The following is a 14,261-nucleotide window of genomic DNA, read 5'->3' on the forward strand; positions in this document are numbered from 1 at the left end:
GTACCGGGCTGACTTCGCTTAAGAATTTGTTTGAGCAGTTGTGTGGGGAGCAGCGAAGTGTTTTTTAACGGGATATAATCGCTTTTGTTGACGCTGACCGGCCAGCAGATTCATCATCCGCTGTTGAATTGTTCTCGTTTGTTCCGTTGCATATGCGGGATGAGCCAGGTTGCATGTTTCCATCGGATCAAGGGTTATGTTATACAGTTCATACTCGTCTGGAACTGGTCGGGTTTTGACTTGGGTGACCCAGAGCGCATCCGGGGTGCCGGAAGCAGCCCCTTTAGCGGGGTGGAGCGTTACGTCTTGTACGCCCGGCTGGCTCCAGAATTGAGCATCATCGAAGTAGCGGGAGAACTTCCATACTTCTTTCTTTCCGTTTCTATAGAACGGTGTGATGACAGTCTCGATGTGGGTAGGCTGAATAACGGATGAATAGGGCACCCCCAATGGACTGATCTGATGCTGGCCCCGGGTAACATCGTCATCCGTCATGAAATAAACCGGCTGATCGTCGATTGCGGACAAGCCCCCTCCGGAGAGATAGGGACTGAGGTCGCGCCCGGCAAAAGGATGAACTTCGCTGAATGTGTTTCGCAAGGTGTTCTGAATCTCTTCGATATTCACATTCGCTAGTCCAAGCATAGTAGGCAGAAGATCAACATGGCTTGTAGGAGTACGGAAGCTTGCATGCTGCGGAAATAAATGTTTATTGTGAATGAGGAAGGGAACATGCAGAATCTCCTCGTAGGCGCAATAAAATTTTTGATGAAGACGGCCCTGAGCGCCAAGCATTTCTCCGTGATCCGATGTAAAGATAACAATCGTTTGGTCATAGAAAGAAGAGCGGGTGAGGGCATCGAACACCTTAAGCATTTGCCGGTCGGCATTTTTTTGCAGTTGGTAGTAGAGTTTGCGATAGAACGACTGATCTATAATAGGCTGTAAAGCTTTTGGATACAGATTCCGGTAGCTGGCCTGACAGCGCGGTTTGGTAAAAAGCGATTCGTTTAAAGTTGGAGGAGGAGCGACCTCCGGCATAGATTCCACTTCAAATTTAAACTGGGGCAAACGTTCAGTAATAGCGCCGTACAAAACTATATCGTGCGGATTCACAAAGGAAGCTACGAGCAGCCAAGGTTCCGCAAGATTGTCTTGACGGTTCAATCGGTTCAGGCCCTCTATGAGTTCGACCGCTTCCGCCGCGTAAATCTCGTCTCTGCCGCTTAGTCCGATTCCGGCCGATGAGGCCGAATTACGCGGGTTTCTTCCGTGAGGTTCTGGTCCGATCCACGTGGAAAAGCCGAAATCGTTCAAGCGGTCGGCGTTCAAATATAGAGCTTCAAGGCTTTTGTCCGGTACACCTGTCACAGGATCGTAGCTTGGAAGGCTGGTGTGAGTACCAGGTATGGTAATATCTTCATGGGATATATGCCATTTCCCTTTATAAAACGTCCGGTATCCGGCTGCGCGAAAATAATCTCCCATCGTAGGTACGGTGTTTCTATCCAGCCAAAACATATCCGAGTCAAAAGCTTCTTTCGCGATTTCCGTTGTCTGCGTGACGCCATGAAGAGAAGGATAATGACCCGTCATTAAGGTGGCACGGCTGGGGGAACACGCTGCGCTCCCTATATAATGTCTGTGAAATTCCAATCCATGAGACTTCAAAAGATTTTGAGCCACAAGATTCTGTTCACGCCATTCTTTGATTTCCACGTTTTCGTAAACAGGCGGGTACCGTTCTTCATCGACCAGGAACACTAAAAAATTAGGCCTTTTTATATGTCGGTTAATGGGAATCACATCCTAGAAAATCTTCTTACCCTAAATTATGTGATCCGGCGTGAAAAAAGTATAACCTGACGGCAGGACTTCAGAAGTGGGATACTCGTTTAAATTAAATGAACACGAAGCCATATACGGTTACCTCCGATACAGCCGTACGGCTGATTGCAAAAAAAACACCCTGACCACTAGTGGAGGGTGTTAAAGCGAATCAATGGAAGCAGCGGTTTTCAGGTTGCCTCATCTAGGTAAGAACGATTTTGAATTCGATCAGGCAGAACTTTCCGCGGTCTTTCCGTGCGGTGTTCAGTTACTCTTCGTGATGAACGATCCGAACGGTAACCGGATTGGACTGCTGGCTGCCGGAAATAAGGCGGCCATCCGGGAGCCTGACAGAGAACCCTACAGGCAGCCGGAGTGAAATCAACCCATACGTAGCGGGAAGTATGGCGACAGCGAACTGAACGTTTATGCTCTCGCCTTCCTGAAGCTCTCCGAGCGGGATTCCCGCGGTTATGTCCGCGTTAGGTGCGGCCATGCCGTTAATCCGAACGCTTCCGGGTACGAAAGCGAGACCGGCGGGGAGGTCATTTTGCGTAAAGATTTCAACGATTGGCGCGCGGCTTGTATTCGTAATGACGGCCGTATAGGTCAGTACATCTCCAGGGGCCGCTTCATGGCTGTCAACATTCAAATCGATCGACGCAGCCGGTGCAAAAACGGGCAGGACGACTTCATTGGATGCGGATGCGCCGGTATAAACGGCTGTTTCGTCCGGCAGCCGGTACGTAAACGTTGCCGTAGCCCGGTTCCGGAGAAGACCCTCCGCCGGAAGCGACGTTATCGTTAAACGGAAAGCTGCTGTTACGGCAGTGCCGGGAGCCAGAAGTCCGATGGCCAGGTCGGACGGGTCAGCCGCTGGACGAGGCTCTCCGTTAACGGTCACGGAATCCGGGAGGTAGGCCGAGTCTGGCGGAAGCAGATCTTGCAGGATAACATCCGCTGCAAGTGTTCCGCTGTTCCGAATCGCCACGGTGTATTCAACGACATCTCCCAGGATGCGGATGCCGGGCGATGCCGATTTTTCCGCAACGATCACTGGGGATTGCACGCTTATGCCGATGAGATTGGATGCAACCACGTCCGAGTAGGTTTTACCGTCCGGAAGAACATACGTGCTTTCAATCCGAGCCTGGTTTTCGATTTGGCCGGAATCGGGCTGCTCCGTTACCGTCACCATGTAGGATACACTCGCTGAACCGCCGGGTCCGAGTGAGGGCAGGGATAGCCCTGCGGAGAGATTGGCCCCGGGCTGAAGTTGCCCGTCGATACGGATACTGTCCGCATCGAGCTGCGTCCCCGCCGGCAGCCGGTCGGTCAAGACGAGCGAGTTCACGGCAATCGTTCCGGTATTCGTCACCACCACGTTATAAGCGATTTCGGAGCCGATCGTGGCAATGGTCTGGACTGAACTTTTCACGGCTTCGATCCCGTACTCGTAGACGAATACGGCGTCCGAACTGGCGGATACCGTGTAGGAATTGTCCGCATACGTGAAGCTTGCCGATGCCGTATTGACGAGCTGGGCCGATGCCGGAACGGAGGTGACTTCCACCTGGAATCCGATCAGGACTTTGCTCTGTGGCGGAACGGCCCCCAAGGCAATTCCGGCTTGTGGCCGGGCATCCGGAAGAGCAGTGCCGTCGACCGTTACACTTCCCGGCACGAAAGACGTTCCCTCCGGCAGGAGATCCGTGACGATCATATCGGCAGCAGGGGCCTGCCCTCCGTTCGTCACGGCTATGCCGAACGCAAGAACATCGCCGATTGCGGCAGCCTCTACGGTGCTGTTTTTGAGCAGGCTGACGGAGTGCGGCGTGACAGGGATCACAACCGGTTCCGAAGCGGAGCTGCCTTCATGCGTGCGGCCGTCCGGCGTCTGGAACGAGAAGGCGGATAGCGCCTGGTTTACGACAATGCCTTCCGGAGGCATCGCGGTAACCCGCACAAGGAAGGAGACTGACGCCGACGCCCCCGGAGCAATGGTGCCGACCGTGATTCCCGCGGCGGGATCGGCACCGGGAATCACGGTGCCGTTGACGGTGACGCTGTCCGGCACAAGAACCGTTTTCGGCGGCAGTACATCCGTGATCGTGGTAAATGCACCGGTGGATCCGGTGTTCGCCACTGTAATCGTATAGAGCACGGTATCCCCGGCCGCCACGCTGTCTGTGTCGCCCGTCTTCTGAACCGTCAGAACCGGCTGAAGAACAGGAACGGTAACGGAATTGGATACAATGGACTCGGATTCGGCGCCGCTGACGAAAGTAACGACAGCCTGATTCGTAAGCTCCGGAGGAGACGGAAGCGATACGACGGATGCCTGGAAGGAAACGGAGGCCGAGGCTCCGGATGCCAGCTGCCCGATAGCGATGCCCGTATTGGGATCGGCATCGGGCAAGGCAACACCGTCCACGGTTACACTGCCTTTCACGAAAGCGGAACCCTGCGGAAGCGGATCTGTGAGCAAGACTTCCCGGATAAGATCGGCATCCTTGTTCGTTACGGTGATCGTATACCGGATGGTATCGCCGAGAATGGAGCTTCGCAGATCAGTCTCCTTGACTGCTGTGACAGGAACACTAGATACCGAAACAATGACCGTGTTCGATGCGCCCGATCCCGTATTCGTCCTTCCGTCCGGAGAAACGAAAGTAAACTGCGCCGATGCTTGATCGATAAGCAGGGGAGGAGCCGGAACGGCCGTAACGAGCACCTGAAAGGTAACGGCAGCGGACCCGCCGGGGGCAATGGATCCCGTAGGTATGCCCGTAACAGGATCGGTTCCGGGCAAGGGGATCCCGTTCAGCGTGACACTGTTCGGCACGAAGGAAGATCCCGGTGGAATGGGATCGGTTACCGATGCGCTCGCCGCAAGATTGCCCGTATTCGTGAGGACAATCGTATAAGTGACGGTGTCTCCCACGGTTGCGTTGTCCGAACTGCCCGATTTGGCGACGGTTAGGATAGGCTGGAAGATCGGCACGACAACGGGATTCGATACCGATGAGAACGTAAAGGCCCCGCTCGTAAACGCGACGGACGCCTGGTTATACAGTTGGGGAGGCGTCGGCAGAGACTGGACGGTGACTTGGAAAGTAACCACTGTCGTGGAGCCTGACGCAAGGGTGCCCAAAGGAATACCGGTAACCGGACTCGTTCCGGGCCTGGTTGTGCCTCCTACCGTGACGCTACCCGGCAGGAAAACGGAGCCGGCCGGGATCGGATCGGTCACGACCGTATCGGTCACGGCTTCTATTCCGTTGTTCGTGACGGCGATAGAGTAAGTGACGATATCCCCGAATATGGCATCGGCCGCAGTCGTTCCCTTTACGACGGATACGTTCGGAGCCGATACCGGAACGGACAAGGTGTTGGAAACGGCGGAGCCGTTTACGGTGCGTCCGTCCGGGGGCAGGAAAGTAAAATCGGCGGTTGCCTGATCCGTCAACTGCTGCGGGTTGGGAACCGATGTAACGAGAACTTGGAACATGACGGAAGCCGTACTTCCCGGGAGAACACTTCCGGCGATTATACCGGAGACGGGTGAAGCGCCCGGTACGGGAATTCCGTTTACGCTGACGCTGTTTTCAATAAACTGCGATCCTGAGGGAATAGGATCCGATACGACGAGGGCGGCGGCGATATTTCCGTTGTTGGTTGTCTGTATCGAATAAGTCAGAGTGTCTCCGACGGTCACATTGGAGAAATTTGCACTTTTGACGAGTTGAAGGATCGGCTGATAGAGCGGTACGGTAACCGGGTCGGAGTAAGAAGTGCCGGAGAAAACTCCCGATGTGAAGCTTACGGCAGCCTGGTTGGACAGAACGGGCGGAGACGGGAGCGATGTAACCGTAACCTGGAAGGTGACGGTGGCAGTTGCCCCCGCTGCGATCGTTCCGGCATTGATACCCGCGTCGGGCCGGGCCAATGGAAGAGGCACACCGCCAAGCGTTACGCTGCCCGGAACGAAAACGGAGCCGGTCGGAATCGGATCGGTTACGATAACACCGGTCACCGCTTCGATCCCGCTGTTCGCCGCCGTGATGGTATACGTCACCGTATCTCCGAATACGGCGTCCGCCGCGCTGGCGCTCTTGGCCACGGTCACGTTCGGAGCCGATACCGGGATGCTGACGGTGTTGGAAAGAGCAGTACCGCTCAGCGTCCTTCCGTCGGGCGGCTGGAAGGTGAACGCGGCGGTTGCCTGGTCGACAAGTGCCGGCGGAGACGGGACGGAAGTAACGACAACCTGGAAAGTCACTCCCGCCGTGCCTGCAGGCGGGATCGGACCGACTGCGATCCCGACGGTCGGGTCGGCTCCGGGGATTGGCTGTCCGTTCACGGTCACGCTGTTGGCTATAAATGTCGAGCCGGCGGGAATCGGATCCGAAATCGTCGTTACCGCTGCGATATCGCCGGAATTGACCGCGAGGATCGTGTAGACGATTGTATCTCCCACCGTGGCATTGGCGGTGTTGGCGCTTTTGGTAATGCTGAGTATCGGCTGGTACACGCTGATGACTACCGGGTCCGAGAGAGAACTGCCGGAAAAAGCTCCGGATGTGTAGCTGACCCGCGCCTGATTGGACAAGACGGGGGGAGACGGCAGGGAAGTGACGGTGACTTGAAAAGAAACCGTCGCTACGGCGCCGGGGGCTACAGATCCGACTGCGATACCGGCAGCCGGGTCAGCGCCGGGCTTAACGACCCCGTTCACGGTCACGCTCCCGGGGACCAAAACGGAACCGGTTGGAATGGGATCTGTCACGACCACGTTAGTCACGCCGGAGATACCGGCGTTGGAAGCGGTAATCGTATAGGTGATCGTATCGCCTACTGCCGCATCCGTGGAACCGGCCGTTTTGGAGACCAAGATATCGGGGGCCGATACAGGAATGGAGACTACGTTGGAGACGGCGGATTCCTGGATAATACGTCCGTCCGGCGGAACGAAAGTAAAGCTGGCGGAAGCCTGGTTGACGAGCGAAGCCGGTACCGGAACAGAAGTGACAATTACCTGGAAGGTGACTAGAGTGGAACTTCCGGGCGCAATGGACCCGACTGCAATTCCCGTGGACGGATCGGACCCAGGGTACGATGTGCCGTTCACGGTGACACTGTTCACAAAGAAGGCGGAGCCGGCCGGAATCGGGTCCGTGATCGTGGCGGCAGCGCCGATATTGCCGGAATTGGTTACCAGAATCGAATAGGTGATCGTGTCGCCTACGGTTGCGTTGGTTGAATTTCCGCTTTTGGCCAAGGTGATAAGAGGCTGATACACGGGAATGGAGAGCGGCGCGGAGACCGAAGATCCTGTAAAAGCGCCGGAAGTATAGCTGACCGTAGCCTGATCCAGGAGCTGGGCCGGAGAAGGCAAAGAAGTGACCGTCGCTTGGAAACGGAGAACGGCCGAAGCGCCTGGCGCGATAATTCCGGAAGGAATGCCTGCAGCCGGATTACCCGCGGTAACAGGCAGTCCGTTCAGGGTTACACTGCCCGGGACAAGAACCGAGCCGGCCGGGATAGGATCGGAAATAACGACGTTGGCCACATTTTCAATGCCGCTGTTCGTGGCGGTGATGGTGTAGGCGATGGTATCGCCGACGACGGCATCCGTGGAACCGGCGGTTTTCGTAACCGTCACGTTCGGCGCGGATACAGGAATCGTAACGGGATTCGAATTGACAGATTCGCTGATGGTGCGTCCGTCCGGAGGCTGGAACGTAAACGCGACCGCGGCCTGATCGTTCAGTCTTGAAGACGGCGGGACGGAAACGACAACGGTTTCGAACGAAACCGATATGGTCGCTCCAGGCGGAAGCGAGCCTGCCGCAATGCCTGTCGTGGGATCCGCTCCGGGGAGAGGCAGTCCGTTCACAAGCACACTGTTAGCCAGAAAAGTGGAGCCCGGAGGGATCGGATCGGTTACGATGAGGCTGGCGGCAATATTTCCGCTGTTCGTTACCGCAATCGTATAAGCGATCGTATCGCCAACCGTAGCGTTGGAGAAATTAGCCGTTTTGACGGCCGCTAGAATCGGCTGATAAACAGGCACAAGCACGGTTTCCGACGTGCTGGACCCGGTAAAAGCGCCCGAAGTGAAGGAGACGATGGCTCTGTTGGACAGGACGGGCGGAGAAGGCAGCGACGTTACGCTGGTTTGAAAGCTGAGTACGGCCGAGGCGCCCGGCGCAATGATGCCGACGGGAACACCCACAGACGGATTGGCCGACGGCAGCGGAACACCGTTCAGAACCACGCTTCCCGGAATGAATACCGATCCGGCCGGGATGGAATCCGTGGCGAGAACACCGGTCACGTTCTCGATGCCGTTATTGGTCGCCGTGATGGTGTAGGAGACGACATCTCCGAGGACGGCATCCGTAGAAGCTGTTGTAAGTGTAACCGTCACGTTGGGAGCCGAGACCGGGATCACAAGCGCGTTGGACAAGGCCGAGCCGGTAACGGAGCGTCCGTCCGGAGGGACAAATACAAAGCTTGTGGAAGCCTGATCGAGAAGGATCGATGAGGCCGGAACGGAGTTTACGACCGTTTGGAACGTGACCGTCACGGGAACGCCGGGCGCGACGGAACCGACGGGAATTCCGGCCGAAGGATCGGCTCCGGCGCGTGGAGAACCGTTCACGGTAACGCTGTTGGCAAGCAGGACGGAACCGGCGGGAATCAGATCCGTCACGGTTGCCGAAGCGGCAATGTTTCCGCTGTTGGAAAGCACGAGCGTGTAAGTAATCGTGTCTCCTACGGTTGCGTTGACGGTATTTGCGCTTTTGGCTATAGACAGAATGGTTTGATAGACGGGAACGGTAACGGTGTTCGATAAAGAAGAGAAAGAGAGCGTGCCGCTTGTAAAACTGACGGAACCGCGGTTCACTAGCTGTCCGGAGGCCGGCAGCGAATTGACAAGCACGCTGAAAGTTACGGCAGCCGCTCCCCCCGGAACAATCAGACCCGCCGGCACGCCTGCGGAAGGGTTTGCGGCCGGCACAGGGACGCTGTTGACAGTCACGCTTCCGGGCACGAGCGTTGTGCCGCCGGGAATAGAGTCGGTCACGATCACGTTCGTCACATTCTCAATGCCGTTATTCACTGCGACAAGCGTGTACGTGATCGTATCGCCTACGACGGCATCGGCGGCGCTTGCGCTTTTGCTTATGACAACATTAGGAGCGGAAACCGGGATCACGACGGTGTTGGACGAAGCGGAGCCGGAAACCGTCCGTCCGTCCGGAGGCTGATACGTATACGACACGGCTGCCTGATCGACTAACTGTGGAGGCGTAGGCACGGAAGTAATCACCACCTGAAATGTCAGAGTCGTTGAAGCGCCGGGTGCCAGAGTGCCCGCGGCGATACCGCCGGCGGGGTTGGCTCCCGGTAGGGGGACTTGGTTGAGGGCGACGCTGTTGGACACAAGCGAACTGCCGGCCGGAATCGCATCGGTAATCGAAGCGGTAACCCCGATATTTCCGCTATTGGAGGCTGTGATCGAGTAGGTGACAAGATCGCCTACGGTTCCTTGCGAGAGATTTGCGCTTTTCTTTACGGTGACGATGGGCCCGTAGACAGGAAGACTGACCGTATTGGAGGCTGCCGAACCGCTGAAGGAACCGCTCGTGTAGCTGACGGTTGCCTGGTTTACAAGCTGCGGCGGGGAAGGCAGCGACAAGACCTGCACCGAGAAGACGAGGGTCGATGAAGCTCCGGCCGCAATGGTCCCCGCAGAGATACCGTTAGCCGGATTAACGGCCGGAACGGCGGTGCCGTTTACTTTTACGCTTCCTGCAACGAAGACGGAGCCGGCCGGAATCGGATCGGTTACTACGACGTTCGATACGGCACCTGTCCCGCTGTTGGAAACCGTCAGCGTATAAGTTACCACATCCCCCGGAATCGCATCGGGTGCGGACGGGCTTTTCACGATCGTAACATTCGGCAGGGAGACGGGAAGCGTAACGCTATTGGAGGAGACGGAGCCAGTCAGCGAGCGTCCATCGGGCGGACGGTAGGTATATGAAACCTGGGCCTGGTCGGTCAAAACAGGCGGTGCGGGGAGCGTGTTGACGACGGTTTGGAATGTGACCGTCACGGCCGCTCCCGGTCCCGCGGAACCCGCGGCTATGCCCGTAGCTGGATTGGCTCCCGGGACCGGAACCCCTCCGACCGTCACACTATTGGCGACAAAAGACGAACCGGCCGGGATCGGATCCGTCACGGTAAGCTGGGCGGCCAGATTGCCCGAATTCGTTACGGTGACGGTATAGGTAACGGTATCGCCGACGGTGACACGTGAGGCGCCGGCGCTTTTCACAGCGGCCAGAACCGGCTGGTAAACAGGTACAATCAGAAGGTCGGATACGGCCGTTCCGGAAAACGCTCCGCTGGTAAAGCTCGCGGAAGCCTGGTTGCTAAGCTGCGGCGGAGAGGGCAGAGTATTGACCTGTACGGCAAACGTTACGGCCGCGGAAGCGCCTGCCGCAATGCTTCCGACGGGAATGCCCGCGGCAGGATTGGCGGTGAGAAGCGGCGCTCCCCTTACATTTACGCTTCCCGTAACAAACGAAGAGCCCGCCGGAATCGGGTCGGTCACCACGACACCCGATACGGCTTCTATCCCGTTGTTCGTAACGGCAATCGTGTAAGTCAACGTATCGCCGATTACCGCATCCGTGGCGGAAGCGGTTTTGACAACCGACACGTTAGGCGCCGAAACCGGGATGGTAAGCGTATTGGACGACACCGTGCCGGTCAGCGTTCTTCCGTCCGGAAGACGGTACGTGTAAGCCGCTGCGGCCTGATCGCTTAGCTGCGGAGGGGCGGGCAAGGAATTTACGACCGTCTGAAAAGTAACCGTTGACGTCGTTCCAGGCGAAACAGTTCCGACGGATATGCCCGTAACCGGATCGGCTCCGGCCAGCGGCAGTCCGTTAACGGTTACGCTGTTCGGAGCGAACGAGGAACCGGCGGGAATCGGGTCCGTCAGCGTAATGCTCGCGTTGTAGTTGCCGCTGTTCGTCAAACTCACCGTGTAGGTCACACTGTCTCCTACAGTAGCTCTTGCCGTATCGGCGCTCTTGACGGCCGAGAGCACGGGTTGGTAAACCGGAACAGATACCGTATTGGAAACGGAAGAGCCGGTAAAAGCACCGGATGTAAAACTGACGGTTGCCTGGTTTCCGAGCGTGGCGGGAGAGGGCAGCGAAGTAACGGCAACCGTAAATTGCAGCGTCGTCGAAGCTCCGGCGGCGATAGCGCCTACCGGCACTCCAGCGGCGGGATTGGCCGCCGGGACAGCGGTCCCGTTCACAGTTACACTGCCGGTATTGAATGTGGTGCCGGCCGGAACCGGGTCGGTTATAACGACGCTGGTTACCGGGACATTGCCGCCGTTGGCGGCGACAACCGTGTACGTAATGACGTCTCCGACAGTGGCGGCCGTGTTGGAAACGGATTTGACGGCTGTGACGTTCGGCGCCGATACAGGAACGGACACTTCATTGGAGACGGCACTTCCGGTGAGCGTCCGCCCGTCCGGGGGCAGATACGTATAGGACACGGTCGCCTGATCCACGAGCCGGGATGAAGCGGGCAGGGAAGCGACGACTGTCTGGAACGTGATGACGGAGCTTGCACCGGCCGCCAAACTTCCCGCCGCGAATCCCGCTGCCGGATTCGCCGCCGGTAAAGACGTGCCGTTGACCGTGACACTGCCCGCAAGAAACGTGGAGCCGGCCGGAATCGGATCACTCACGTTAAGGGAGACGGGAAGGTTGCCGGAGTTTTTTACAGTGACGGTATAAGTGAGGGTCGCACCGACCGTCGCGCTTGCGGGACTGACGCTTTTCACCGCCGATACGACCGCTTGGTAGACAGGCAGCGTGATCGTATTGGACAGGGACGAGCCGGTAAAAGCGCCGGACGAAAAGCTGACAGTCGCCTGGTTGGAAAGCTGAGCGGGCGACGGAACGGATGTTACATTAACACGGAAAGTGACCACTGCCGAGGAGCCCGCTGCAATGGATGCGACGGGAACCCCTGTCGCCGGATTTGCGGCAGGCACCGCCGTCCCGTTCACGGTTACGCTGCCGGTAACGAGTGAGGAGCCGGCCGGAATCGGATCGGTTACGACCACACCGGTGACGGCCGTAATCCCGTTATTCGTCGCCGTAATGGTGTAAGTCACGGTGTCTCCGACGACAGCGTCCGTTGCACCGGCGGTTTTGACCACGGTAACGTTCGGCGCCGAGACGGGAATGGACAGCGTGTTGGATACCGCCGAACCGGAAAGCGTCCGCCCGTCGGGAGGAGAATACGTGTAGCTGGCCGTGCCCTGATCGGTTAGTTTTCCCCCGGTGGGGACAGACGTCACAACCGTTTGAAACGTGACGGTAACGACGCCCCCTCCGGCATCGATGTTGCCGACGGAGAACCCCGTCGCCGGATTTGCGGCCGGCTGGGATGTTCCGTTGACGGTTACACTGCCCGTCACAAAAGTGGACCCCGCGGGAATGGGATCGGTCAACGTGGCGGCCGCACGGATACTCCCCGTGTTCGTAGCCGTCAAGGTGTAAGTAACCGTATCTCCCACGGTCGCGGTAGAAGTGTTCGCCGTTTTGACGAGTCCGATAACCGGCTGATAGATCGGGACGGTGAGTGTGTTCGAGGGAACGCTCCCCGAAATAACCGGTCCTCCGGTAACGCTCTGAAACGAGAAACTGGCGGTCGCCTGGTTCGAAAGCTGAGCGGGCGACGGAAGGGAGGTCACGGTCACCCGGAACGTCACGGTGGTCGTACTGCCCGCGCTTATCGTCCCGAGCAGGATGCCGGCCGAAGGATCGGTACCCGTACGGGCGGTCCCGTTGACGGTCACACTGTTCGCGGCGAGCGTGGAACCGGCCGGAATCGGATCGGTGAAGACCGTGTTGGAGGCGTCGACCAATCCGGTATTCCTAACGGCGATGGTGTACGTGACCGTATCCCCGATGACGGCTCCGGTGACGCTGGCGGTTTTAGTCACGGTGACGAGAGGAGCGTTAATATCGATTTGAATGGCGTTCGCATTCACGATATATCCGTCCCCGGACGTCGTCAGTTGTAAAATCGCGGAGGTCTGGGCGTTTTTCAGCGTCGAAGATATGTCCACGTTGGTGATGTCCCAGCCCTGGCGTCCGCCGCTGATCAGCGTGCCCGGAGCTCCGTTTACGGCGTTGCGCGTACCGAACGTTCCGGTTGTATCGAGCGTGCCGTCATCTTTATTGATTTGGGACGCGAAAAAGTTGGCGGCGAAATTGTTGGCCCCCGATAAAGCCGTCAGACTCGATGCCGTCGGACCGAACAGAGCCTGGTCCCCGGTTTTGTTGGCGTCTCCTTCCTGTGCGCTGATTAACGCACGGCCTTTTAACGTCCCCTGCGCCGGAGTGGCGAACCCGGAGATGACCACATTGACGGCCCCCGAAGTCGACTGGACAATCTCCGCGCCCACACCCAGCGAGAGGTTCCGGAAGGGAAGACTCGGGTTCTGGTACACTACTGCCAGCGTCCATCCGGCGTGATTGGCTGTGGGGTCCGGAACGGCAAGCGTGCCTACGATGCTTTTGGCCGTGTAGGTTCCCGCGCCTCCGGCACTGACCAGAGCCGTTACATTCGCCGTGCGGACGTATGCCAGAACAGAGCTTGGAGAAACCGAGAACGTCACGTTATAGACGGTAGCGGCATCCGGAGTCACGCTCGATGTGCCCGCCGGTGTGGTGAAAGTGACGGGATTGTTGATAAAAGCGGTATTGTTGACCGTGCCGTCCAGGTAGGAGCCGCCCCAGATGAGCTCTGCGTACAATACCGTACTTCCTGCGGGAAGAGTGAGAACTGCGGCGGAGCTGTTGGAGGTGTATAAGCTGGTCGTTCCTGCCGGATATGTACCGTACTGAAGTGTCGTGTCCGTAGTTATGTAAGCCCCTATGCTGTCTACTGTTCCTGGAACGCCGGCAGTTTCGGATCGGCTCAATCCGAGTGTGTTGCCTGTAAATGTAATGGCGCCTGTCTGGTTTGCGGCATATCGCTGCAAAAAGGCCATCGCTGCATATCCTCCAAGTCAGATAATGATCGGCTCCCGATTAATGGAAGGTTCGACTATATCTATGAAAGGGAATCTTGACCCTATGCATAAAAAGAGGACCACAAATACAGCGGTTTAATGTGACTAAGGATAGCGGGAAAACAAAAAAAGAACCTGAGCAGTTGTCTCGGGTTCTTTAATATTGCGTATAAACAAACATGATGATATAATCAGTTCACGACTCTTTTTATTGAGTCAGACATAGTAATTGCATCTTATAATTTAAGTATACCGCACCGATGAACTCTTGTCAAATGTTTTTCGCAATTTAATGGTTAGG

The 14,261-nt window shown here is 57.2% G+C and carries 2 protein-coding genes; both read right to left on the bottom strand.

The window, feature by feature from the left end:
* Positions 1-18: 18 nt before the first annotated feature.
* A complete protein-coding gene (locus ACI48J_RS12875; RefSeq protein WP_405083059.1) occupies positions 19-1,806 on the bottom strand; it encodes a sulfatase-like hydrolase/transferase in 1,788 nt (595 codons plus the stop codon).
* 292 nt (positions 1,807-2,098) lie between these two features.
* Positions 2,099-13,939, bottom strand: coding sequence for an adhesin (locus ACI48J_RS12880; RefSeq protein ID WP_405083060.1), 11,841 nt, complete (start codon positions 13,937-13,939; stop codon positions 2,099-2,101).
* Between the last annotated feature and the right edge of the window lie 322 nt (positions 13,940-14,261).

The organism is Paenibacillus chitinolyticus, from assembly GCF_045038035.1.
Classification (GTDB): domain Bacteria; phylum Bacillota; class Bacilli; order Paenibacillales; family NBRC-103111; genus Paenibacillus_F; species Paenibacillus_F chitinolyticus_A.